The sequence below is a fragment of the Clostridium intestinale genome, from assembly GCF_035905475.1.
In the GTDB taxonomy this organism is placed as follows: domain Bacteria; phylum Bacillota; class Clostridia; order Clostridiales; family Clostridiaceae; genus Clostridium_T; species Clostridium_T intestinale.
On record NZ_CP121166.1, the window covers coordinates 1407225 to 1431569 of the forward strand.

Annotated in this window: 24 protein-coding genes; 3 read left to right on the forward strand and 21 right to left on the reverse strand. The window is 29.9% G+C overall.

Going from position 1 to position 24345, the window contains the following annotated elements:
* Positions 1 to 81 precede the first annotated feature (81 nt).
* Positions 82 to 474 (forward strand): hypothetical protein, encoded by a 393-nt coding sequence (locus P8F83_RS07305; RefSeq protein ID WP_326514086.1) that lies wholly within the window; start codon positions 82 to 84, stop codon positions 472 to 474.
* 184 nt (positions 475 to 658) lie between these two features.
* Here the strand turns inward: P8F83_RS07305 and P8F83_RS07310 are convergent, their stop codons facing one another.
* Positions 659 to 1648 (reverse strand): tyrosine recombinase XerC, encoded by a 990-nt coding sequence (locus P8F83_RS07310; protein ID WP_326514087.1) that lies wholly within the window; start codon positions 1646 to 1648, stop codon positions 659 to 661.
* Positions 1649 to 1891: 243 nt separating this feature from the next.
* Between P8F83_RS07310 and P8F83_RS07315 the strand changes: the two genes are divergently transcribed.
* Positions 1892 to 2785: a coiled-coil domain-containing protein gene (locus P8F83_RS07315; protein WP_326514088.1), complete on the forward strand. Its 894-nt coding sequence runs from the start codon at positions 1892 to 1894 to the stop codon at positions 2783 to 2785.
* 27 nt (positions 2786 to 2812) lie between these two features.
* Here P8F83_RS07315 and purB read toward each other — a convergent pair whose 3' ends face one another.
* Entirely contained in the window at positions 2813 to 4249 is a 1437-nt protein-coding gene (purB, locus tag P8F83_RS07320; RefSeq protein WP_326514089.1) for an adenylosuccinate lyase, read from the reverse strand.
* A gap of 143 nt (positions 4250 to 4392) precedes the next feature.
* Between purB and P8F83_RS07325 the strand changes: the two genes are divergently transcribed.
* A complete protein-coding gene (locus P8F83_RS07325; RefSeq protein ID WP_021802083.1) occupies positions 4393 to 4614 on the forward strand; it encodes a DUF378 domain-containing protein in 222 nt (73 codons plus the stop codon).
* A 27-nt stretch (positions 4615 to 4641) separates the two neighbouring features.
* Here the strand turns inward: P8F83_RS07325 and P8F83_RS07330 are convergent, their stop codons facing one another.
* The 19 genes from P8F83_RS07330 to rbfA form a co-directional block, all read right to left on the reverse strand.
* Positions 4642 to 4902: an HPr family phosphocarrier protein gene (locus tag P8F83_RS07330; RefSeq protein ID WP_021802084.1), complete on the reverse strand. Its 261-nt coding sequence runs from the start codon at positions 4900 to 4902 to the stop codon at positions 4642 to 4644.
* A gap of 101 nt (positions 4903 to 5003) precedes the next feature.
* A complete protein-coding gene (locus P8F83_RS07335) occupies positions 5004 to 6197 on the reverse strand; it encodes a pyridoxal phosphate-dependent aminotransferase (protein ID WP_326514090.1) in 1194 nt (397 codons plus the stop codon).
* Positions 6194 to 7036 (reverse strand): PHP domain-containing protein, encoded by an 843-nt coding sequence (locus tag P8F83_RS07340; RefSeq protein ID WP_326514091.1) that lies wholly within the window; start codon positions 7034 to 7036, stop codon positions 6194 to 6196. Before P8F83_RS07340 ends, P8F83_RS07335 begins: the two co-directional genes overlap by 4 nt.
* A 118-nt stretch (positions 7037 to 7154) precedes the next feature.
* The gene (locus P8F83_RS07345) at positions 7155 to 7415 is read right to left on the reverse strand and encodes a stage V sporulation protein S (RefSeq protein WP_073016013.1); all 261 of its coding nucleotides are present in this window, start codon (positions 7413 to 7415) and stop codon (positions 7155 to 7157) included.
* A 169-nt stretch (positions 7416 to 7584) separates the two neighbouring features.
* Positions 7585 to 9117 carry a ribonuclease Y gene (rny, locus tag P8F83_RS07350; protein WP_315113311.1) on the reverse strand — a complete coding sequence of 511 codons (1533 nt, stop codon included), beginning with the start codon at positions 9115 to 9117 and terminating at the stop codon, positions 7585 to 7587.
* Positions 9118 to 9366: 249 nt separating this feature from the next.
* On the reverse strand, positions 9367 to 10431 hold the full coding sequence (recA, locus tag P8F83_RS07355; RefSeq protein ID WP_073016010.1) for a recombinase RecA: 1065 nt from the start codon (positions 10429 to 10431) through the stop codon (positions 9367 to 9369).
* 141 nt (positions 10432 to 10572) lie between these two features.
* Positions 10573 to 11160, reverse strand: a complete 588-nt coding sequence (gene pgsA / locus P8F83_RS07360) for a CDP-diacylglycerol--glycerol-3-phosphate 3-phosphatidyltransferase (RefSeq protein WP_073016007.1) — start codon at positions 11158 to 11160, stop codon at positions 10573 to 10575.
* Complete coding sequence (gene rimO, locus P8F83_RS07365) at positions 11147 to 12481, reverse strand: 30S ribosomal protein S12 methylthiotransferase RimO (RefSeq protein WP_326514092.1); 1335 nt, start codon at positions 12479 to 12481, stop codon at positions 11147 to 11149. The genes pgsA and rimO overlap by 14 nt, the downstream gene beginning before the upstream one ends.
* A 78-nt stretch (positions 12482 to 12559) precedes the next feature.
* Positions 12560 to 14851, reverse strand: coding sequence for a DNA translocase FtsK (locus P8F83_RS07370; RefSeq protein WP_326514093.1), 2292 nt, complete (start codon positions 14849 to 14851; stop codon positions 12560 to 12562).
* Between the two features lie 92 nt (positions 14852 to 14943).
* Complete coding sequence (locus P8F83_RS07375; protein WP_326514094.1) at positions 14944 to 15687, reverse strand: ClpP family protease; 744 nt, start codon at positions 15685 to 15687, stop codon at positions 14944 to 14946.
* 50 nt (positions 15688 to 15737) lie between these two features.
* Positions 15738 to 16937 carry an aspartate kinase gene (gene dapG / locus P8F83_RS07380; protein ID WP_326514095.1) on the reverse strand — a complete coding sequence of 400 codons (1200 nt, stop codon included), beginning with the start codon at positions 16935 to 16937 and terminating at the stop codon, positions 15738 to 15740.
* A gap of 20 nt (positions 16938 to 16957) precedes the next feature.
* Positions 16958 to 17236 (reverse strand): YlmC/YmxH family sporulation protein, encoded by a 279-nt coding sequence (locus P8F83_RS07385; protein ID WP_073015996.1) that lies wholly within the window; start codon positions 17234 to 17236, stop codon positions 16958 to 16960.
* 68 nt (positions 17237 to 17304) lie between these two features.
* On the reverse strand, positions 17305 to 18585 hold the full coding sequence (locus P8F83_RS07390) for a M16 family metallopeptidase (protein WP_326514096.1): 1281 nt from the start codon (positions 18583 to 18585) through the stop codon (positions 17305 to 17307).
* 43 nt (positions 18586 to 18628) lie between these two features.
* Positions 18629 to 20734, reverse strand: a complete 2106-nt coding sequence (locus P8F83_RS07395; RefSeq protein ID WP_326514097.1) for a polyribonucleotide nucleotidyltransferase — start codon at positions 20732 to 20734, stop codon at positions 18629 to 18631.
* Between the two features lie 89 nt (positions 20735 to 20823).
* Positions 20824 to 21087 (reverse strand): 30S ribosomal protein S15, encoded by a 264-nt coding sequence (gene rpsO / locus P8F83_RS07400; RefSeq protein ID WP_021802097.1) that lies wholly within the window; start codon positions 21085 to 21087, stop codon positions 20824 to 20826.
* A gap of 119 nt (positions 21088 to 21206) precedes the next feature.
* Positions 21207 to 22139 (reverse strand): bifunctional riboflavin kinase/FAD synthetase, encoded by a 933-nt coding sequence (locus P8F83_RS07405; protein ID WP_326514098.1) that lies wholly within the window; start codon positions 22137 to 22139, stop codon positions 21207 to 21209.
* Positions 22140 to 22159: 20 nt separating this feature from the next.
* Positions 22160 to 23035, reverse strand: a complete 876-nt coding sequence (gene truB, locus P8F83_RS07410) for a tRNA pseudouridine(55) synthase TruB (protein WP_326514099.1) — start codon at positions 23033 to 23035, stop codon at positions 22160 to 22162.
* The gene (locus tag P8F83_RS07415) at positions 23035 to 23991 is read right to left on the reverse strand and encodes a DHH family phosphoesterase (RefSeq protein ID WP_326514828.1); all 957 of its coding nucleotides are present in this window, start codon (positions 23989 to 23991) and stop codon (positions 23035 to 23037) included. Before P8F83_RS07415 ends, truB begins: the two co-directional genes overlap by 1 nt.
* Positions 23988 to 24338 (reverse strand): 30S ribosome-binding factor RbfA, encoded by a 351-nt coding sequence (rbfA, locus tag P8F83_RS07420; RefSeq protein ID WP_021802101.1) that lies wholly within the window; start codon positions 24336 to 24338, stop codon positions 23988 to 23990. Before rbfA ends, P8F83_RS07415 begins: the two co-directional genes overlap by 4 nt.
* Positions 24339 to 24345: the final 7 nt, after the last annotated feature.

A 24345-nucleotide genomic window follows, 5' to 3' on the forward strand; every position in this document is an offset into this window, starting at 1 on the left:
CTATGTTCCCATAAGTTAATTTGATTAGTTTATACTAATTTGATATAATCTTGTTTGTAATAAAATAAAAGGAGAATTATAATGGATAAGACCAATGTTTTTAATGATTCTGAATTTGTAGATGACGATAATTGTATATATGATTCAAATAAAATCTGTGATAATTGCGGAAAATGTTTAGAAGCTGAGGGAGTAGACATCAGGGCTATTAAAATCGAAGAAATAGCTAAAGTATCTGAAGAAACTTCAATAAAAGCAAGTGAATCCCTTACTCTTGAAGAAGAAATAGATGATCAAGAAGATAGTGTAGAAGTTTTTGATGAATCCAACTTTTTTGAGGAAGAAGAGTACGAAGATGCATGGGATCACATCGAATATATAGATGATGTTCAAAATATTTTAGATGATGATATTGCATTAGAAGAAAACTCAGAGGAGATTTACCCAGGATTAATTAGGATAAAGAGATTTTAAAAAAAATCTCTTTATCCTTTTTTATTTGATTTTTCATTTAACCAGAAAACTGTTTAAGAAGTTAACCAGTTTTCTGGTTAAATGGTTAACTGGTTAACTGCTTATAAATCATTTAAACAAGTTTCTTATTAATACTGAGCCTAATGAAGTTTATAAAAAGAAAAAACTTCTACAAATCAGATGTTTATAACTTTGATAAAGGATTTTGTTTTACAGCTTCTCTTAAGACCTCATCATCAACATGAGTATATATCTGTGTTGTAGATATGCTATCATGACCTAAAATGCTTTGAAGGCTTCTTATATCTACATTTCCATGCTTATACATGAGAGTAGCAGCAGTGTGGCGTAATTTATGAGGAGTGTATTTTTGCTCAGTTAATCCAGCTTCTATCGTATATTTCTTTACTATTCTTTCGACGCTTCTTTTATTTATTCTCGTTCCCTTTGAACTTATAAAGAGAGCATCATTGTCGTTTTCGGATATATTTTTTGTTTTTTTTCTTTCTATCATATAAGAATCTAAAGCTTTAATGCAAGCTTCGTTTAAATAAACTGTTCTCTCCTTATTACCTTTTCCTATAATAGTTAATATATCTCCCTTAATTTTAGATATATTTATACCACAAAGCTCTGAAACACGCACTCCACAATTTAAAAATATAGTTATCATGCAATAATCTCTAGCATAAAATTTATAACTTCTATCCATAGAGTTTAAAAGCTTAATAGACTCATCCAAAGTTAAATAAACAGGGTGGCGCTTATTAAGTTTTGGAGATTCTAACTCTTTAGCTGGATTATTTCTAACTATTCCTTGTTTTCCTGATAAAAAATTAAAAAAAGACTTTAAAGCGGCCACTTTCCTAGCTCTAGCATAAGTTCCGTTTTCTCGTTGTTTTTCTGCAAATGAAACAAATGCATATAAATCCGAAAGCTTTATACTATTTATAAAAGCCTCATCTATAAAACTTAAATCAATCTCATTAAATTCAGTATTCTTATGAGCTTTACCTTTATATATTGCTATAAATCTAAAAAACATCATAATGTCAATTCTGTAGCCATCAATAGTATTAGGGGATTTCCCTCTGATTGTACTTAGATAATTTAAAAAATCAGCTAATAATTCAGGAATTTTCTCATCGTAAGCTATATTTATATCATATTTCATTAAATTTTCTCCTTTGTCACCTTAATAATTAGTATTTTATACCTTTTTCGCTCTTTTTTCAACTAAAACACGTCGCTAAATAAGCATTTAGCGACATTATCTTTGCGCAAATATATTTTCAACTTAAAATCATAGTGATTTTTTACGTTTAATCGAATTTTCAAATCAATTTCTTTAATTAAACTTGATTTTTGTAATACATATATATTACAATGTATTCATATGTATTACAGGAGGCGTATTATGGGAGAAATAAAGGCGACAACGTTTAGGTTATCAGAAGAAACTACAAAATCATTTAGAGAAACAGCTGAAACACATGGAATGACACAAGAACAATGTTTAGCAAACTTATTACATGTATTTGAACTAAAGGAAGCAAAAGAAATCTTTAAGGATAGAAAAAAAGAAATTGAAATTTTTGAAGAATACATTTCTAGAATACAAAATTTGTATTTAACTTCTTTAGAGATTAATTTAACCGAAGAAGAAAGATTTAAAACAGAATTTAATAAAGACTTAGAGGAAAAAAGCAATATAATAATTTCATTAAATAAAGAGATAAAAAATATTAAAGATAAAAATGAAAAATTACAAGAACAAATTTCAGAACTTAAAGAATCATTAAATAAAAAAGAGACTTCATTAAAAGTTTATGATGAAATGCAAGCTCAGAATAAATTTCTGATAAATAAAATAACAAAAGATAACGAATCTTTATCTTTTAAAATAAAAGAGCTAGAAGAAGAAAATCTCAAAGCAAAAGAATATGAAATTTTAAATAAAGATCTTCAGGAAAAGATAAACTTATCAAACAACACTATTATAGAAAAGAATCTATATATAAACTCTATAGAAAGCAAATTAGAGTTTTTACAATCATCTTTAATACAAGCAAAAGATGAAATTACTACTATAAAAACCACTAACAAAGACGAAATATCTAAAATGAAAGATGAATTTCAAAGAGAAAAAAAACTTACAGCTGATGAACTTAAAGAAAGCTTAGAAAAGTATTATAATTTAAAGATTTCCACCGAATTAAAGTTCTCATTAAGCGAAAAAGATAATGAAATCGAGAAATTAAAATCAGAAATTAAAACCTTAAAAGAAAAAAATAAGGAGAAGACTAATTAACAGTCTTCTCCTCTACTTCATCTTCATCTAAACATTTATTTCAGCTTTTAAATTAAGTGCTTCAGAATTGTTTTCTAATATAGGATTTATGTACTCTTCTATAAACTCTTCTACTTGACTTGGAGATCTTCCTATAAACTTATTAGGATCTATTATATCTCTAATTTCATTTTCAGTTAACCCAAATCCACCATCAGCTATTATTCTATCTATTAAATCATTATTTAACCCTTCTCCTTTTACTCTTTGAGAAGCTTCCATAGAATAACCTCTTATCTTTTCATGTAATTCTTGTCTATCTCCACCTTTTTTAACAGCTTCCATCATTATGTTTTCAGTCGCCATAAAAGGTAATTCATTATTTACATGAGCCGCTATTACCTTCTCATAAACCACCATACCTTCAGATATATTCATATATAGATTTAATACTCCATCTAAAGCTAAAAACGCTTCTGTTACTGCTATTCTTTTATTTGCAGAGTCATCTAATGTTCTTTCAAACCATTGAGTAGCTGCAGTAACTGCTGGATTTAGTGAATCTACTATTACATACCTTGCTAAAGCTCCTATTCTTTCCGATCTCATAGGATTTCTTTTATAAGCCATAGCTGATGATCCTATTTGATTTTTTTCAAATGGTTCCTCTACTTCCTTCATGCTTTGTAAAAGTCTTAAATCATTAGAGAATTTATATGCACTTTGCGCAACTTCTGATAATGTATTTAAAACTATAGAGTCTAATTTTCTTGGGTAAGTTTGACCTGTTACTCCATAACTTTTCTCAAAACCCATTCTTTTAGCTACCATAACATCTAAAGCTTTAACTTTACTTTCATCACCCTCAAAAAGAGTCATAAAGCTAGCTTGAGTTCCAGTTGTACCTTTAACTCCTCTAAGCTTCAATGTACTTAATACATGATCTATATTTTCAACATCCATAACCAAATCCTGCATCCATAAAGTAGCTCTTTTCCCTACTGTAGTTAACTGAGCAGGTTGAAAATGTGTAAATCCTAGTGTAGGCATATTTTTATATTTTAAAGAAAATTCTTTAAGCAGTGCTAAAACACTTACAATCTTTTTCTTTATTAATAATAAAGCTTCCTTCATTATTATAACATCAGTATTATCGCCTACATAACATGATGTAGCCCCTAAATGTATTATTCCTTTAGCAGAAGGACATTGCAGTCCATATGCATATACATGACTCATAACGTCATGTCTCACTTCTTTTTCTCTTTTTATAGCTTCCTCATAGTTTATATTATATATATTAGCCTTTAATTCGTTAACTTGTTCTTCAGTTATATTTAGCCCTAATTCTTTCTCACATTCAGCTAAGGCAACCCAAAGTTTTCTCCATGTAGTAAACTTCATATCATCTGAGAATAAAAAACTCATCTCTTTAGATGCGTATCTTGAATTTAATGGTGTGCTATATAAATCAGTTCTAGTCATAAAAACCTCCATACGAATATATTTGTTATTTTATTGATTTTAGTTCGCATTTTATTATATCATATTTTATAAAAAATATCAGTTATATTACTAATTTTCATGAATATAAATTAAACATATATTATATTATGGGAGATGGTTATATGTATAAAGTTAATCTATTAGACAAACTTTCTTTTTTATTTGTTATTATAGGCTCTATCAATTGGGGTTTATACGGTCTATGTAACTTCAACCTTGTTCATTATCTATTTGGATTTGCCCCACTATTAGAACGCATAATATATATTATAGTATTCGTTTCAGGATTAAATTTAGTCGCACTAGTTTTTAGAAGTAAAATGATATTAAAAAGAGAGCAATAAAAAAAGGTTCTATACGAACCTTTTTTATTATTCTTCTAAAGTTTCTATTAATTTAACAACTTCTTCTACTGCTAAAGTTTCGTCATCGCCTGAAGCTATAACTTTTACTAAAGCATCTTTAGTAACTCCTAAAGATAATACTCCAATTAAACTTTTAACGTTTGCTTTTTTTCCATTATACTCGATTTGAACATCAGACTTAAAAGATGAAGCCTTCTTTACTAATAAAGTAGCTGGTCTTGCATGTAATCCAGTAGCGTTTTTTACTAAAACTTCTTTAACTACCATCTAATTCACCTCTTTGCATTTATTTCGTTATGTTTATCAATAACTTATTTCATTATATATTGTTTTGTAGTTAATTTCAACACTATAAATTAAAATATTGCTTAATTTAAAGCCAATGTAAATGATTTTATTCTTTTTATTCCTTCTATTATGGCATCGTTTGAAGTAGCATAAGATAATCTAATGTAGTTTTCTAGTCCAAAACCTATTCCAGGGACTACTGCTACCTTCTCTTTTTCTAAGAGCATATCTGAAAAAGTCAAAGAATCTTTTATAACAACAGAATCAATAGACTTACCTATTAATTTTTCAATATCCACCATTACATAAAAAGCTCCTTGAGGATATATATAATCCAAATCCTTTATATCATCTAATAATTTAACCATTAGATCTCTTCTACTATGAAAAACTTCTATCATGTCATGTAATTCATCTTGTGGACCTTCAAGGGCTTCTAATGCAGCATATTGACCTATAGTAGACACATTTGATGTCATATGACTTTGTATACTACTCATAATCTTAATTACTTCCTTAGGCCCAGCTGCATATCCAACTCTCCATCCTGTCATTGCATAAGACTTAGACATTCCGTTAATAACAATAGTTCTATTGTAAGCATCTTCGCTTAAACTTCCAATGCTAATATGTTTATAATCTCCGTAGATTAATTTTTCATATATTTCATCTGCTATTATAAACAAATCATGTTTTTTAGCAAATTCACCAAGCTCTATTAATTCTTCTTTAGTATATATAGTTCCCGTAGGATTATTAGGTGAATTTATAAGAATAGCCTTTGTTTTCTCGGTAACATACTTTTCTAAGGTATCTATATTAAACTTATATCCATCTTCTTGTAAACACTCAACAAACACAGGATTACCATCTGCAAGTTTTACAAGCTCCGGATAACTAACCCAATATGGAACAGGTAATAAAACTTCATCACCTGGATTTAAAATTGCCAAAAACAAATTAGCTAAACATTGCTTTGCTCCTGTAGATATAATTACCTGCGATTCATTATAAATTAAGTCATTATCTTCTTTTAATTTCTTAATTATAGCTTTTTTTAGTTCAGATATACCAGCTGCTGGCGTATATTTTGTTTTGCCTTCTTCCATAGCCTTTATAGCTGCCTTAATAATATTAGAAGGTGTATTAAAATCCGGCTCTCCAACACCAAAACTTACTACATCAACCCCACGACTTTTCATTTCTTTAGCCTTAGCAGTTATAGCCAAAGTTATTGATGGCGATAATTGCTCCCCTTTTTGCGATAATTTCATATTTTACCTCCATATCTTTTGTCTAAATGTAATAATTTATTTAAATGTATTTCATTTACCCCATATTGACCTATAAGACTTGAACTTTTATTGCTTATTGAATGACAGTCACTCCCACCAGTTATTATAAGCTTGTGTTTTTTTGCTAGATTATAAAAAGTATTTATCTTCTCATTATTATGACTTGGATGATATATTTCTACACCACTTAAACCATGACATTTCAATCTTTTAAATAGATTATCTAGTTCCATTTGTCTTGGTATATCGCCAGGATGAGCTAAAACCGCTATACCTCCTGATTTTTTTATGATATCCAAAACTTCCTTATAGTATATTTTTTCTCTTTTAACAAATCCAGCCTTTCCTTCAATCAAATAATTCTTAAAAGCTAATTTAAAATTCTCACTGTATCCTTTTTTAACTAATAACTGAGCTATATGAGATCTTCCAAGTGTAGATATACTATTTACACATAAATCATTTATATCTATATTTATTCCTATATCTTTTAATTTAGTTATAATACTTTCTACTCTTTTTATTCTTGAAGTCTTAAGTTTTTCTACAACATTTTTAAGAGTAGGGTTATCTACATCTATGCAATAACCTAATATGTGTATCTCTATATCATCTTCATACTCAGTAGAAAATTCTATACCTGGAATTATGTTTATGTTTGAATAGTGGTATTTAGTAATATATTGTGAAGACAATGTGTCATGGTCTGTTATAGAAATGTATTTTACATTTCTTTCAATTGCTATATTTATAATTTCTTCTGGCGTTAAGTTACCATCGGAATATGTAGAGTGAATATGCAAGTCAGCATACTTCATAATCTTCACCTATTTTCTATATCTTTATAATAAAAATATATCATTTTATTAGATGGATGTAAATATTCCATAATTATTAATAAAACTAAAAAAACCCCATAAAGGGGTTGTCTCTTTGTTATCTTGGTTGAACAATTAATTTTATGGCTGTTCTTTCTTCACCATCAATTATTATATCTGTGAATGCCGGAACACATACTATATCTTTTCCACTTGGCGCAACAAATCCTCTAGCTATAGCTATAGCTTTAACAGCTTGATTTATAGCACCTGCACCTACTGCTTGAATTTCTACGATATTTTTCTCCTTTATTATTGCCGCTAAAGCACCCGCTACTGAATTTGGATTAGATTTTGTTGAAACTTTTAATACTTCCATTATTTTGACCTCCTAGATTAATAATGTACCCGCATACGTTTACATTAGAAGTTAACTATTATTTCTTTCCCTTAATATATATTCTATATGTATTTTAAAATTCCTTCTTTTATTATAAATAATTTTAAAAAAAATACATTTTGTTTTAACAAAATGTATTTTCTATCGATTATTTTGCGTATTCCACAGCACGTGTCTCTCTAATTACATTTATTTTAATTTGGCCAGGATATTCTAGCTGTTCTTCTATGTTTTTTACGATATTACGTGCCATTTCAATAGCCACAGCATCATCGACTTGATCTGGTTTAACCATAATTCTAATCTCTCTTCCAGCTTGAATGGCATATGACTTTTCTACACCTTCATATGAGTTTGCAATCTCTTCTAATTTTTCTAATCTCTTTATATAAGCTTCTAAAGTTTCTCTTCTAGCACCAGGTCTCGCTGCTGATATAGCATCTGCAGCCTGAACTAATATTGCCTCTAGAGATATCATTTCCACATCTCCATGATGAGCAGCAATAGCGTTTACTATTACTGGGGATTCATGATACTTCTTAGCTAGGTCTCCACCTATCAATGCATGTGGTCCTTCATATTCTTGATCCACTGCTTTACCTATATCATGTAATAATCCAGCTCTTCTTGCTATATTTACATCTAAGCCTAATTCCGAAGCCATTAAACCTGCTAAATAAGCAACTTCTATGGAATGTTTTAAAACATTTTGACCATAACTTGTTCTGTATTTTAATCTACCTAACAATTTAATAATCTCAGGATGTAAACCATGTACCCCTGTTTCAAAGGTAGCTTGTTCTCCCTCTTCCTTTATATCGTTTTCGACATCTTTAGTAGCTCTTTCTACCATTTCTTCAATTCTAGCAGGATGAATTCTTCCATCCACTATTAATTTTTCTAATGCTATTCTTGCAACTTCTCTTCTTATCGGGTCGAAACTAGAAAGTATTACCGCCTCAGGAGTATCATCAATTATTAAATCTACTCCAGTTAAGGTTTCTAAGGTTCTTATATTTCTACCTTCTCTTCCTATTATTCTACCTTTCATTTCATCATTTGGAAGCGCCACTACATGTACTGTTGTCTCAGAAACATGATCTGCTGCACATCTTTGAATAGCTGTAGTAATTATTTCTCTAGCTTTTTTATCAGCCTCTTCTTTAGCTTTCATTTCTACATCTTTTATCATCATTGCACTTTCATGTTTGATTTCTCTACTAATTTCATCAAGAAGAATTTGTTTCGCTTCTTCAGATGATAATCCAGAAACCTTTTCTAATTCATGTCTTCTTTTAACTAAAATTTCTTGAGCATTTACTTCCATTAAATCAATGTCTTGTAATCTTTTATTAATTGTTTCTTCTTTCTTTTCTAAGACTTCACCCTTTTTGTCAAGAGCTTCCTCTCTTTGGATTAATCTTCTCTCTAATCTTTGTACTTCATTTCTTCTTTCTCTTGATTCCTTTTCGAAGTCAGTTCTTAATCTATGAACCTCTTCTTTAGCCTCTAAAATAGCTTCTTTTCTTAAGGAATCTACTTCTTTTTTGGAATTCTCCAAAAGATCATTTGCTTCTTTTTCTAAATTATCAATTTTATTTTTTGAAACTTTATTGATTACTATATATTGTAATCCAGCTAAACAAACTAGAACCACTATATCTATTAAAATAAGTTTCATTTCCATACAAACACCTCCTTCGCAATCTTCAAAATATAATATATTAAATAAAAATAAGATAGCGTAAAAAGATGTCATATTAAATTCTAACTGTTCTTTAGTAATATGATAAACCAGTATTTGTTATTATTGTATAGCAATTTATTTCTTATGTCAAGCAGTATGCTTTACTATAAAAGTTACTATATTTTTATTATTCCCTGTTTTTTAATAAAAATAAGCAAAAAAATAAATAAATCGCAATGCGATTTATTTATTTTCAACTTTTTTTTCTATTTTTTCAGTTTCAGGCTTTTTAACCTTTTTAACTTCTGTTAAAGGAAGACCATATTTTTCTCTAATTTTATTATCTATTTCTAATGCTAAATCTGGGTTTTCTTTTAATGATTGTTTAGCATTTTCTCGCCCTTGGCCAAGTCTTGCTTCTCCATAAGAAAACCATGCACCACTTTTTTGAATTATACCTTCTTTAACTCCTACATCTATTAAGTTACCCTCTCTAGATATACCTTCATTATACATTATATCAAACTCTGCATTTCTAAACGGTGGAGCTACTTTGTTTTTAATAACTTTAACTCTTGTTCTGTTTCCAACAACATTTTCACCTTGCTTTATTGAATCAATTCTTCTAACGTCCATTCTTACTGATGCATAAAATTTAAGTGCTCTTCCTCCTGGTGTTGTTTCAGGATTTCCAAACATTATACCAACTTTTTCTCTTAGTTGGTTTATAAATATAGCTACACACTTAGATTTGCTAATACTTCCCGCTAATTTTCTCAATGCTTGAGACATTAATCTAGCTTGCAATCCAACGTGGGCATCTCCCATTTCTCCTTCTATTTCTGCTCTTGGTACTAAAGCTGCTACAGAGTCTACTACTATTACATCAATAGCGCCTGAACGAACTAGAGCTTCTGCTATTTCTAGTGCTTGTTCACCAGTATCAGGTTGAGATACTATTAAGTTTTCTGTATCAACACCTAAGTTTTTAGCATAGCTAGGATCCAAAGCATGTTCAGCATCTATAAACCCTACAGCTCCACCTAACTTTTGAGCTTCAGCTACAATATGTAATGCAACCGTTGTTTTTCCTGAACTCTCAGGTCCGTATATTTCAATAATTCTTCCTCTTGGAACACCACCTATGCCTAAAGCAATATCTAGGTCTAAGCAACCTGTTGAAATAGAATCAACACTCATTCCATGATTTTCGCCTAATTTCATAATTGAACCTTTTCCAAATTGTTTCTCTATTTGTCCCATAGCGGCCTCTATAGCCTTAAGTTTTTCCGTATCTAAATTAGCCATTAAATCTCATCCTTTCACGAACATTTGTTCTATTTATATTATAAAATACATATTATTTAATGTCAACATATATAACATAAAAGTTCCAATTATTAGTTGGAACTTTTATTAGAATTATAGACCATATTTATTTATTTTATTCTACTTATTCGTATTAATAGTATGTTTATTTTTATTAAAATAATCAATTCCGGATAATATTGTTATTACAACTGCAATATATAACAAAACTTCAGGTAAATAAACATATAACCCATGTAATACATTATTAGAAGTGAATTTTTCTAATAATATCTGTGAGTTATTTATATTCACTTTTAGTAGTAAAGCTATGATTGCTATAATCTGAATTACCGTTTTAATTTTTCCCCACCAAGATGCTGCAATAACAACACCATCACTAGCGGCAAGGGTTCTTAATCCAGAAATAGCAAACTCTCTTGCAATTATTATAACAGCTGCCCAACCAGGCATTACTTGTAGTTCAACAAGTGAGATTAATGCAGATGTTACTAAAAGTTTATCTGCTAAAGGGTCCATAAATTTTCCAAATGTAGTTATTTGATTTCTACTTCTAGCTATATATCCATCTAACTTATCTGTTAAAGATGCCAAAATGAATATAAATGTTGCTATAAAAGTTCCATAATCAATTTTAAGTGCAATAAAAATTAAAAATACAGGAACTAAAAAAATTCTAATAATAGTTAATCTATTAGCAAGATTCATCACAAACAACCCCTAGTAAATCATATTCCAAAGCTTCAGTTATTTTAGCTTTTAAGTATTGTCCTATCTCAATGTCTTTTCCTTTTATAAGTATATTTCCATCGATATCTGGTGCTAATTCTTCGCTTCTAGCCGAATAAAATTCTCCATCATATCCTTCTACAAGAATATCATAAATTCTTCCAACTTTCAATTTGTTTATTTCAGTTGAAATTTCCTGTTGTAAAATCATAAGCTCTTTTTCTCTCAACTCTTTTACCTCTTCAGAAATCTGCTCCTTCATATTAGCAGCTGGAGTATCTTCTTCTTGTGAGTATTTAAATACACCTACTTTTTCAAGTTTATACTCTTTTAAGAAACTCTTTAGTTCTTCAAAATCTTCATCAGATTCTCCTGGGAATCCAACTATCAAAGAAGTTCTTAGTGTAATGTTCGGCATAGCTTTTCTAAGTGAATCTATCTTATTTGTTATAGTTTCTTTTGTTGTCTTTCTTCCCATTAGCTTTAATATTTTATTAGAAATATGTTGAATAGGAAGATCTATATACTTACATATCTTTTCTTCAGTTGCCATTACCTCTATAAGTTCTTCCGTTATTTCTTCTGGGTAACAGTACATGATTCTTATCCATTTAAGGCCTTCAATTGTGCATAGCTTCTTCAAAAGGGTAGGTAGTTTCTTTTCTCCATTATATATATCAACCCCATATCTAGTTGTATCTTGGGCAACTAATATAATTTCTTTAACGCCATTTTCAACTAATTTTTCTGCTTCAACTATGATACTGTCTATTGGTCTACTTCTAAATTTGCCTCTTATTTTGGGTATAATACAGTAAGTACAGAAATTATCACAACCTTCTGCAATTCTTAAGTATGCCGTGCTCTTATCTGTAGTTATTACTCTTTCTCCTTCATTTATATTGTTATCTGAGTAATCTACGGATAATATTTTTTGTTCATTTTCAATGTAATTAGAAATATGCTCATTAATTTTTTTATAGTCATTAACTCCTAGCATTATATCTATCTCTGGCATAAGTTCACTTAATTCTTTTGAATACCTCTGAGTTAAACATCCTGTTGCAATTAACAACTTACAATTATATTTATTTTTATATTTAGCCATTTCTAAAATTGTATCAATAGATTCTTGTTTTGCTTTTTCTATAAATCCACAAGTATTTACAATTATTATATGAGCTTCTTTTGGATCATTAGTGAAATCATAATTTGTCTTCATTTGTCCCAATATAATTTCAGAATCAACCCTATTTTTGTCACAACCTAAGCTAACTAAGCCTACTTTATATTTTGTCAAAACAACTCCTCCTGTGCTTAAGTAATAAATTACAAATTTAATTTTAAATCTCTTTTTAACTTAAAACAAGTATTTTATCTAAAAATCTTCTATTTCTTCTCTAGTTATTAATACTTGTCTCGGTTTTGAGCCATCTTTTTTAGTAATAATCTCTCTTTCTTCAAGTTGCTCTATTATTCTTGCCGCTCTATTAAATCCAATTCTAAGTCTTCTTTGTATATATGAAGCTGACGCTTGACCACTCTCTACTACAACCTTTATTGCTTCATCTAAAAGCTCATCTACATCCTCATTATTTGATGAACTACCATTAGAAGAGCTCTCACTATTTATATGTTCAATTATTTGCTCATCATAATTAGCCTCTTCCATTTCAGATTTAATTGAAGAAACTACTTTTTCCACCTCTTCTTCACTTATAAATGCCCCTTGTATTCTTTGAGGTTTAGATTCCCCAACTGGATAAAACAACATATCACCTTTTCCAAGAAGTTTTTCTGCTCCAGATGAATCAAGTATTGTCCTTGAGTCAATTTGAGATGATACAGCAAAAGAAATTCTAGATGGAATATTTGCCTTTATTACTCCTGTTATTACATCTACAGATGGTCTTTGGGTTGCTAATACTAAATGCATCCCAGCAGCTCTAGCCATCTGAGCTAATCTTGCAATATACTCTTCAACATCATTTGGACATACCATCATTAAGTCAGCTAATTCATCTACTATTATAACTATATAAGGTAGTTTTTCTTCTGTTTCGCCTTTCTCCATTAGCGTATTATATGATTGAATATTCCTTACTCCAGTTTCAGCAAATAACTTATATCTTCTAGTCATTTCATTTACAGCCCAATTAAGTGCTCCAGCAGCTTTTTTAGGATCTGTAACTACAGGAATTAATAGGTGCGGTATTCCATTATAGACGCTTAGCTCTACAACCTTAGGGTCAATCATTAAAAGAGATACTTCTGATGGTGAGTATTTGTACAATATACTCATAATTAGTGTATTTATACACACAGATTTACCTGATCCTGTTGCCCCTGCTATAAGTAAATGAGGCATCTTACTCAAGTCTGCCACAACACATTGTCCTGCAATATCTTTTCCTATTGCAAAGGCTACACTGCTACTACTTGACTTAAACTTTTCCTCATCTAAAACCTCTCTTAGAAATACAGCAGTTATAACTTTATTTGGAACCTCAATTCCTACCGCAGACTTTCCAGGTATAGGCGCTTCAATTCTTACCCCTGAGGCAGCTAAACTAAGTGCTATATCATCTGAGAGATTAACTATTTTCGATACTTTAACGCCAGCACTTGGCTGCAATTCATATCTTGTTACCGCAGGTCCTTTAGTAACTTGAAGAACCTTCGCTTCAACTCCAAATGAACTTAATGTTTCTTCTAACTTGGTTGCAGATGCAATAAGTTCCTTTTTATCTTCTTTATTTATATTTAAATTATTGTTTGTATTTAGGTATTCCAACTTAGGTATATTGTATTTTACATCTGCTTTACTTTCTGTTATTTTCTCTGTTATCTCTCTATTAACTACTTCTTTTAAGTTATTGTCTAGTTTTTTACTTTCACTCTTTGACTCACTTTTGGTATCACCCATTTGAAACACAGCTATCTCTCTAGGCTTCTCTCCTTCATCTGAGTGAATAGATGAATTTTTCATAAAGTCTAGTATCTTAATCTTTTTATTTATTCCTTCTATATACCCATCCTGCTCAACATAGGGCTCTATTTGAATATTTTCTTTCTTTTTTTCTTTAATATTGTTTTTTGAACCAACCTTATCCTTTATGCTTTTACTTTTAGTTTTTAAATTTAATCCTATATCAAAAATTGATAAATCAAATATCAGTATTAGGCATATAGCATATATAAGCATATATATAATAATTGATCCTATTATTCCTAAAAGCTTGTACAAAGGATAACTAATTATTACTCCAAGTAAACCTCCATTGTTCCACGAAGGATTATCAAAAACTTTAAATATAAATTCCATTAAAGAAATATTTTTATCTTCTATGCTATCAATACTTAAAGAAGATACCATTAAAATTGTATTAATCATAAAAAAAGTTACCGGATATAGATTTTTATTAATACTTAAATTCCCCTTAGATTTTATTATTAATGCTCCATAATACATTATGTATAATGGAATAACATATGCTCCTATTCCAATTAAAACAAATAAAATATTCTTAGATATATTTGAAAAAAGTCCTGCTAAATCTGTATAAACTCCTATCATTAAAATAAATCCAGCTGCTATCCAAAGTAGTCCTTTTATATCTGAATTGCTTTTATTTTTATTTGATGTTTTTTTACTAGATTTCCTCGCCATTTTATCACCCCTAAATTTGTATTCTACATTTTAGTCAAATATCCTCTTTAATATAAATAAACCACAGGAAACCCTATGGTTTATTTATATATTTATTCTATCATAGATTCTAACTTATCTAAAGCGGCTTTTATTCCCCCAACCTCATCTATAAGTCCTATATCAACAGCTTCTTTACCAATAAGTATAGTTCCCATATCATTTAACAGCTCATCAGTTTCCATCATAAGTTTTGTTAACTTTTCCTTATTAACCTTTGATGTTCTCACTATAAAATCATTTATTCTATCCTGCATCTTATTAAAATACTTAAATGTCTGAGGTACTCCTATTACAAGTCCATTCATTCTTATAGGATGAATTATCATAGTTGCCGATGGAGATATAAAAGATACTTTGGCAGATGTTGCAAGCGGTACTCCTATAGAATGGCCTCCACCAATAACTAAAGAAACTGTAGGTTTTGAGAGACTGTTTATCATTTCAGCAATAGCAAGACCTGCCTCTACATCTCCTCCCACTGTATTTAAAATAATTAAAATACCCTTAACTTCTGGATTTTGTTCCATAGAAATAAGCTGAGGAATTACATGTTCATATTTAGTCGTTTTAGTATTAGGAGGCGAAACCATGTGCCCTTCTATCTGACCTATTATAGATACAATTTGAATTCTTTCGTCTGGTTTAGAAACCGAAGTATTTCCAAATTCTTTTATAGACGCAATATCATCATTTTCTTCTTTAGTTTCTTTTTTTTCATTACCGTCATTTTTATCTATAATTTTATCATCATCTTTTAACTTTTTATTATCTATTTCATAAAAATTATTCCACATAAACATACCTCCTGTACTTTTATATTTTGTACAGGAGGATATATTTTATACTAACTTAATTCAAAAGTTCTATGTAATGTATTAATTGCCTTCTGAACATTGTCAGTGTGAATTAAACACCATATTGTCATATGAGAATCTGCAGTTTGTAAAACTTCTATATTACTATCACTTAAAGCTTTGATTATTTTAGCCATTACTCCAGGAATACCAGTCATTCTAGAACCTACAATAGCTAAGTTACTACAGTTTTCTATAATAGTATATTTTATATTAATATCTTTAAATATCTTCTCTAATCTATTTTTCATTGAATCATCAATTGTAAATATTTTTTCCTTTGGGAAGATATTGATTAAATCTAAACTTATGCTATTATTTGCTAATATATCTAAAAGTTCTTTATAATGATTATTTCCTTGATTATCCTCACTCTTTATAGATACTTGAGTTCTTCCACTTAGATGAGTTATACCTGTTATAATTCTTGTGTTTTGTATATCTCCAACATTGTTAATTAATGTTCCCTTACAATCACTCATAGTATTTTTAATTATAAGAGGAATATTGCCTCTCATTGCAGCTTCAACAGCTTTTGGATGTATAACCTTAGCCCCTTGTTCAGCAAGTTGGAAAACTTCATTATAGCTTATAATATCTATTAATGTGGCCTCTTCTACTATTCTTGGGTCAGCTGTCATTATACCATCAACATCTGTATATATTTCAATAGCTTCAGCCTTTAGTGCTGCACCTATTAATGCAGCTGAGGTATCACTTCCCCCTCTTCCTAATGTAGTTAAAAATCCATCCTGAGTCACTCCTTGGAATCCAGTAACAATTGGAACCTTTCCTTGAGATAATATATCCATTAGGATTTTAGTACTTACATTTAAAGATTTTGCATCAGAGAAGTTATCATCAGTTAGTATGCCTGCTTGTCCTCCAGTTAAAGGAACTGCAGCTATATTATTTTCATAAAAAACATTACTCATTACAACCGAACTGATTATTTCCCCACAACACATTAATAAATCAGCTGCTTGTTTGTTTTCATCCTTAAAATCACTGCTTAAAAGTGATAATAGTGTATCAGTTGCATAAGCCTCCCCTTTTCTTCCCATAGCAGAAACTACTACTACAGGACTATATCCTTCGCTTATTGCATTTTTAACTTTATCAACTACAGACTTTCTTCTCTCTGGAGTCGAAACTGACGTTCCTCCAAACTTTTGTACTATAATTTTCAAAATACCACTCCCCCTGTTATTTAAAGCCTTGCTCTTTTAATGTTTTCCTCTTCTACATCTAGTATAATAGTTTTTGCCCCAATTTTTTTTACATAATCCCATGGTATTTCTAAATATTCATTTCCACCAAAAAAAGTGAATTTAGAGTTACTTAGATTGACAATTAGAAACTTTAGTCTTCCTTCGCCATCCACTATTATGTCATTATTAGAAAGATAGTTATACTTCTCTCCATCATTTACGTTAATTATCTCAAAGTTTTCAATTTCACTTAATGTTTTAATTGTATTATCATTCATGTTAATCCCTCCTCAAAAATTAATATTCATTAAGAAGGGATTTTATAACTAAAATATTAAGAGGATTTTTATTTATTAAAAGATACAACATTATTTTGACATAAACTGCTAAGAGTTTCAAGTGAAACATTTCTACCTACAAATGCCCCGTTTATAATGCCATCATTAAAACAAATTTCTTGAACTTCTTTAATAGAATTTTTGTTTATAGCATCTATTTTCTTTATTAAATCATCAGGCGTAACTATCTTATTTTTATACAAAACAGATTTACCATTGTTGAACATTCTAGAGGAAGTGCTCTCTAGACCAAGAATATAACTTGCTTTTATTTTCTCTTTATTTATGTCGATTTCTACTTGAGTAAATTCTCTACCTCTAAAATTATGTAGTTCTTCTTTTATTACATTAATAGCTTTTTCAGCATAAGATGGACTTAATCCAGTATATATATTTAAAGTACCTGTATTTTGATATGTAAGAAGATACGAATATATTGAGTAACATAATCCTAACTCTTCTCTTACCTTTTGGAAAAGTATAGAAGATGCCCCACCACCTAATATATTATTTAGTAATAAAAGGCTATATCCTCTTTCATCTCCCTGCTTAATTCCTGTAAGTCCAAAATTTATATGTAGTTGTTCTATATTCTTTTCAGTATATAGAAAACTTCTCTTAATCTCCGGAGTATTGTATTCAAATGCTTCTTTATTAGATGCACTCCAATCACCAAAATATTTTTCTATAAGTTGTTTCAATTTAATTTCATCAAAGTTTCCACATATTGATATAACAGTATTACTTGGAGTATACATTTCTTCAATATAACTTCTTATCTTGCTTGAATCAAAACTTCTTACAGTTTCTGGAGTTCCTAAAATAGGATAAGCTAAAGAATCCTTATAAAAGGCTGAAACAGCATGAAGATCTCCTAATACATCTTCTGGAGAATCTTCACTCATATAAATTTCTTCAACTACAACACTTTGCTCTTTTTTTATTTCCTCATCATCAAATTTAGAATTCAATATCATATCTGAAAGTACATCTATAGATAATTCTAAGTGCGTATTTAATGCCTTAATATAGTAACATGTAGATTCCTTACTAGTATATGCATTAATTTGACCACCTACATTTTCTATTTCTTCTACAATACTTTTAGCTGATCTTTTGTCTGTTCCCTTGAAGAGCATATGCTCTATGAAATGAGAAATCCCATTTAAATCTTCCGTCTCATTTCTAGAACCATTTTTAACTATAACCCCAACACTTATGGAGTTTACATGTTCTATTTGTTCAGTTACAATCCTTAGACCATTCTCTAGTGTATATAAATTGTACATAATAACCTCCATATTAAAAAATAAAAAGGCAATTTATGCCCTTCTATTCTTCATCTTTTTTCTCTGTATTCACTATTGCATCTTTTCTTGAAAGATTTATTCTTCCTTGAGCGTCTATTTCTGTTACTTTAACAAGAATTTCATCTCCTACCGATACTATATCTTCAACCTTGTTAACTCTATTAACATCTAATTTTGATATATGAACTAAACCTTCTTTACTTGGAAGTATTTCTACGAATGCTCCAAAATTAGCTATTTTAGTAACTTTACCTAAATAAACTTCTCCAGCTTTAACTTCTTTAGTTAATCCCTCGATTATTTTTAAAGCCTCTTTTACTCCTGTTGAATCAGATGAAGAAATAAATATCTTTCCATCTTCCTTTATATCTATCTTAACACCAGTATCAGCTATTATTTTATTAATAACTTTTCCGCCAGCTCCGATAACATCTCTTATCTTTTCTGGATCTATAGACATAGTTGAAGTTTTAGGAGCGTATAATGAAACCTCTTCTCTATGCTCTGGTATGCATTCTTTTATCTTATCTAAAATTTCCATTCTTGCTTTTCTTGCATTTGTTATAGCTGTTCTTATTACATAATCAGAAAGACCTGCAATTTTTGTATCTACTTGAATTGAAGTTATTCCAACTTCAGTTCCTGCAACTTTAAAGTCCATGTCTCCAAAGAAATCTTCTATACCTTGAATATCTGTGATTACACCTTCTTCAGTTAAATCTTCTGAAGTTATTAATCCCATAGCTATTCCTGCAGCAGGTCTCTTTAATGGAACCCCTGCATCAAGTAAGGCTAAAGTAGATGCACATACTGAAGCTTGGGATGTAGATCCATTTGAACTTAATACTTCTGATACTAATCTAATAGTATAAGGGAAGTCTTCTTGTGAAGGTATTAATGGTTCTAAAGCTCTTTCTGCTAATGCTCCATGTCCTATTTCTCTTCTTCCTGGTCCTCTTAATGGTCTAACTTCTCCTACACTGTATGATGGGAAGTTATAATGATGCATATATGTTTTAGAAACAGATTCTCCGATTCCATCCAATATTTGAACATCTCCTATAGCTCCTAAAGTTGCTACAGTCATTACTTGAGTAAGTCCTCTTGTAAATAGACCAGTTCCATGAGTTCTAGGTAAAATATCAACCTCACAAGATATCTTTCTTAATTGGTCAAATGCTCTTCCATCCGGTCTTTTCTTTTCTTTAAGTAGCATTTCTCTAACTACTTCTTTTTGAATTCTATACACTACATCGTTAACATCACTCATGTTGTCTGGATATTTTTCTTTAAACTCTTCTGAAATTTTCACTTTAACATCATTCATTGATAAGTTTCTCTCATCTTTATCAATAATATGCATAGCTTCATTAATTATGTTAAATGAAAAATCTCTTACATTCTTTTCTATCTCTTCATCTACATGATATAAATTTGGAACCTTTTTTTCTTTTCCAAACATTTTCACAGCTTCTTCTTGGAAAGCAACTATTTTCTTACACTCTTCAAATCCAAAAGATATAGCATTAATCATTACTTCTTCTGGAATTTCATTTCCCCCAGCTTCAATCATCATTACTCTTTCCTTAGTAGCACATATAGTTAGCTCCATATCAGAAATTTCTCTTTCCTTTGAAGTTGGATTTACTACAAACTTATTATCTATCAATCCTATTTGTACAGCTGCAACAGGTGTATCAAATGGAATACTTGATAAGCATAAAGCTGTAGATGCTGCATTTATAGCTAAAATTTCCGGAAGATTGTCGTTTTCCACAGAAACTACTGTACAAACTACTTGAACATCATTTCTATATCCTTTAGGAAATAATGGTCTTAATGGTCTATCAACAGCTCTACCATTTAAAATAGCATTTTCTGAAGGTCTTCCCTCTCTTTTTATAAACCCACCTGGTATTTTACCTACTGCATATAATCTTTCTTCATACTCTACACTTAGTGGGAAGAAATCAATTCCTTCTCTTGGTTTTTCAGATGCATTAACATTTGTTAATATAACTGTATCTCCGTAGCTCATAAATATAGCACAATCTGATAACATTCCAACTTTACCAGACTCAACTTTCATAGTTCTTCCAGCTACAGTCGTTTGATGAAAATTATTCATAAACTAACCTCCTTTTGGTTAATATAAATTCTACATATTTTTACAAATTTTGCCTCATTAAAATAATAGAGCGGATAAACCGCTCTAAATTATCTTCTTAAACCTAAGTTCTCTATTATAGCTCTATATCTTTCAATATCTATTCCAGATAGATAGTTTAATAGTCCTCTTCTTTGACCAACCATCATTAGAAGTCCTCTTCTTGAATGGTGATCCTTTTTATGAGTTCTTAAATGATCTGTTAAAGAGTTTATTCTTTCTGTTAATAAAGCTATTTGCACTTCTGGAGATCCAGTATCTCCTTCATGTCTTGCATACTTTCCTATAATTTCTGCCTTTTTAATTTTATCCATGTAAAACACCTCCGTAATTTATCCCCTACTACCAAGAAAAAAGTCGGCTACTCTTAACACTTAGAAGTAGGTTCCTAAAGGGTATTATAGCAAAATCATCTTTTTTTGTAAATGTATTTTTAAAAAGATATTTTTATTTCCTCATTTAACGCAAAATTTCTATCGTCTTTTAGTTGATTTATTAACTCTTCCATAGAATTAAATTTTTCTTCATCTCTAATCCTTTTAATGAAATATACTTTCATTTGTAAATCATATATTTCTTCACTAAAATCCAATATATACGTTTCAACAGTAAGTTTTTTATCTCCACTTACAGTTGGATTATATCCAACTGAAGTTATACCCTTATATATTTCATTATTAACCAAAACATTTGTATAATATACACCTGTTTTAGGTAATACATAATTACTATTATACTCTAAATTTGCTGTAGGGAATCCTAGCTGTCTCCCTAACTTCTTACCATGTATAACTTTGCCTTCTAAAAAATATTCTCTTGAGAGCATTCTATTAGCTTCCTCTAAATCTCCATTGGATATTTCTTCTCTTATTCTTGAAGAACTAACTACTTCTTCCCCATAAGAATAAGCATCCAACACATAAACTTTATAGCCATAAACAGCTTCAAGACTTTTTAAAAGGTTAATATCACCTTTATTTTTGTATCCAAATTTATGATTAAATCCAACTATTATTCCTTTAGCTTTATACTTTTTACTCAAAAGCTCTACGAAATCTTCTGGCTGCATTTTCATAACATTCTCATTAAAATCTATTAGACAACAGATATCTATCCCTAACTTTTCTAATACTGATAATTTTTCATCTTTACTCATTAGTAATTTAGGGGCAGATTCTGGCCTTATAAAACTTAAAGGATGATTTTTAAAAGAAAAAACCATACTTTTCCCATTAAACTTATCAGCTAGCTCAATAGCCTTATTTATTAATGTTAAATGTCCAATATGTAGACCATCAAAGCTTCCAAGTGCTATATATGTGTCTTCAGAAATAATTCCTTCGTACTTCTCATCTATTACAACCATTCATATACCTCTTGATTTTATTACATTAGATTTTTTTCCAGTTTAAAACCATAAGAATCCATTTTACCTATACCTATAAACGTTTCTTCACTGGTATATACTCTAAAAAGCTTATCCTCTTCAACTCTTGCTTTACAAAATCTTTTATCTGAAACTTTAACCCCGTTTAAAAGTAACTTTTCATATCCATTTTCTATAATAATTTTATCATAGAAATCTAATGTTTTATCCATAGTCATTAAGTTATCTTCTATAATAACATTTTCCAAATCATCGTAATTTATAGCATCATCTATTGAAAACGGACTAGATAAAGTCCTTTTTAATTCAGTCATGAAAGCCCCTACTTCAAGTTCTTTACCTATATCATAACACAAGCTTCTAATATAAGTTCCTTTGGAGCACACGACATCCATCGATATTTTAGGAAGTGATATTTGTATATTTTCTATACTGTAAATAGTAATTGGTCTTTTTTTTCTTTCGACCTCTATTCCTTTTCTTGCTAACTCGTATAATCTCTTACCATTTTGTTTTAGCGCTGAATACATTGGGGGTTCTTGCATTATAGGTCCTTTAAAAGAAGCTATAACTTCAAGTACTTTATGTTCGTCAATTCCAATAATTGATTTTTCATCAATTACTTTACCTTCACTGTCGTAAGTATCAGTAATTTTTCCAAGCTCAAAAGATACACTATAACCTTTTTTACCTTCCATTATATAATCAATTATTTTGGTAGCTTTTCCAATACAAATAGGCAAAACTCCTGTCGCCAAAGGATCTAAAGTACCAGTATGACCAACCTTTTTTACTCCAACAATCTTTCTTACCCTAGAGACAACTTGAAAAGATGTTATCCCTTTAGGTTTATTTACAATAATTACACCATTCATTATATCAACTCTTTTTCTATTGCGCTAAGAAGTAATTCTTTAGCTTCATCTATTGATTTCTCCTTGAAAAATACACCTGAGGCCTTAGAATGTCCGCCTCCTCCAAAAAGTCCTGCAATATTTCTAACATCGAAATTATTTTTACTTCTTAAACTTACTTTAATCCCGTTAGAAGCTTCCTTAAGTAATACCGCAACTTCTACTCCTTTAACTTGTAATCCAAAATTAACGACATCTGCTACCTCTTCAGGAGGTATACCTATAGAATCACATATACGATTTGTTATTTCTAAAACCGATACTTTACCATTAAAATATGTTCTTATGTTTTTTATAACCTCACCTAATAGAATCAAACTCTCTATAGGTTTATTATCAAAAAGTTCTGAATGTACTACTGAATTATTTATACCTAAGGATATTAATTCCCCAGCTATCTCATGGGTTCTCTTAGTTACATTCGAATGCCTAAATGATCCTGTGTCAGTAACAATAGACGTATATAGACATGTAGCCATGTCCTTATTAACGATAACATTCATAGCCTTAAGAAGTGAATAAACTATCTCTGCTGTAGCTGAAGCGTTAGTATCAACATAATTAATTTGTGCATATTTATCATTTGATAAGTGATGGTCTATATTTACTGTAGTTCCTTTATAATTACCTAGCTCTGCTGATACTCTTTCAAGATTGCCACAATCTAAAATAATCACTAAATCTGTATCATCTTTAGGTTCATAGACTTCGTTATCTATTTCGGAGGAACAAGGGAGAAACCCCAAGTCCTCTGAAATAACATCTTTTGAAAGTATATAAGAAATTTTACCTAGCTTCCTGATTCCTTGTAGTAAAGCAAGAGCACTTCCTACAGCATCACCATCAGGAGATACATGGTAAGTAATCCCTATTATAGAAGATTCATTGATTTTCTTTATTATATCTTCCATGATTATTTCTCCTTAGTCTTTTCAATCAGAGAATCTATATACATTCCTCTAGAAATTGATTTATCCTCTTCGAATATGATTTCTGGAGTATATCTTAAGTTTATTCTATGACCTAATTCTCTTCTTACAAACCCACTAGCGCTTTTTAAAGCGTCTAATGTTGCTGCTTTTTCTTCCTCATTATTTGTAAAAATTGAAACGAAAATCTTAGCATATCTTAAATCTTTAGTTACATTTACATCAGTAACAGATACCATTGCTGAAAGTCTAGGATCCTTTATTTCATATTGAATCAGAGAAGAAACTACCTTCTTTACTTCTTCATTAATTCTGCCACCTCTATAATTAGCCATAAAATCA

Bases quoted from the DNA above. Each gene is read 5' to 3' on its own strand.
- P8F83_RS07305 (WP_326514086.1), top strand. From the start codon at position 82: ATGGATAAGACCAATGTTTTTAATGATTCTGAATTTGTAGATGACGAT.
- P8F83_RS07310 (WP_326514087.1), bottom strand. From the start codon at position 1,648: ATGAAATATGATATAAATATAGCTTACGATGAGAAAATTCCTGAATTA.
- P8F83_RS07315 (WP_326514088.1), top strand. From the start codon at position 1,892: ATGGGAGAAATAAAGGCGACAACGTTTAGGTTATCAGAAGAAACTACA.
- purB (WP_326514089.1), bottom strand. From the start codon at position 4,249: ATGACTAGAACTGATTTATATAGCACACCATTAAATTCAAGATACGCA.
- P8F83_RS07325 (WP_021802083.1), top strand. From the start codon at position 4,393: ATGTATAAAGTTAATCTATTAGACAAACTTTCTTTTTTATTTGTTATT.
- P8F83_RS07330 (WP_021802084.1), bottom strand. From the start codon at position 4,902: ATGGTAGTTAAAGAAGTTTTAGTAAAAAACGCTACTGGATTACATGCA.
- P8F83_RS07335 (WP_326514090.1), bottom strand. From the start codon at position 6,197: ATGAAATTATCGCAAAAAGGGGAGCAATTATCGCCATCAATAACTTTG.
- P8F83_RS07340 (WP_326514091.1), bottom strand. From the start codon at position 7,036: ATGAAGTATGCTGACTTGCATATTCACTCTACATATTCCGATGGTAAC.
- P8F83_RS07345 (WP_073016013.1), bottom strand. From the start codon at position 7,415: ATGGAAGTATTAAAAGTTTCAACAAAATCTAATCCAAATTCAGTAGCG.
- rny (WP_315113311.1), bottom strand. From the start codon at position 9,117: ATGAAACTTATTTTAATAGATATAGTGGTTCTAGTTTGTTTAGCTGGA.
- recA (WP_073016010.1), bottom strand. From the start codon at position 10,431: ATGGCTAATTTAGATACGGAAAAACTTAAGGCTATAGAGGCCGCTATG.
- pgsA (WP_073016007.1), bottom strand. From the start codon at position 11,160: ATGAATCTTGCTAATAGATTAACTATTATTAGAATTTTTTTAGTTCCT.
- P8F83_RS07370 (WP_326514093.1), bottom strand. From the start codon at position 14,851: ATGGCGAGGAAATCTAGTAAAAAAACATCAAATAAAAATAAAAGCAAT.
- P8F83_RS07375 (WP_326514094.1), bottom strand. From the start codon at position 15,687: ATGTGGAATAATTTTTATGAAATAGATAATAAAAAGTTAAAAGATGAT.
- P8F83_RS07385 (WP_073015996.1), bottom strand. From the start codon at position 17,236: ATGAATGATAATACAATTAAAACATTAAGTGAAATTGAAAACTTTGAG.
- P8F83_RS07390 (WP_326514096.1), bottom strand. From the start codon at position 18,585: ATGTACAATTTATATACACTAGAGAATGGTCTAAGGATTGTAACTGAA.
- P8F83_RS07395 (WP_326514097.1), bottom strand. From the start codon at position 20,734: ATGAATAATTTTCATCAAACGACTGTAGCTGGAAGAACTATGAAAGTT.
- rpsO (WP_021802097.1), bottom strand. From the start codon at position 21,087: ATGGATAAAATTAAAAAGGCAGAAATTATAGGAAAGTATGCAAGACAT.
- P8F83_RS07405 (WP_326514098.1), bottom strand. From the start codon at position 22,139: ATGGTTGTAATAGATGAGAAGTACGAAGGAATTATTTCTGAAGACACA.
- truB (WP_326514099.1), bottom strand. From the start codon at position 23,035: ATGAATGGTGTAATTATTGTAAATAAACCTAAAGGGATAACATCTTTT.
- rbfA (WP_021802101.1), bottom strand. From the start codon at position 24,338: ATGGCTAATTATAGAGGTGGCAGAATTAATGAAGAAGTAAAGAAGGTA.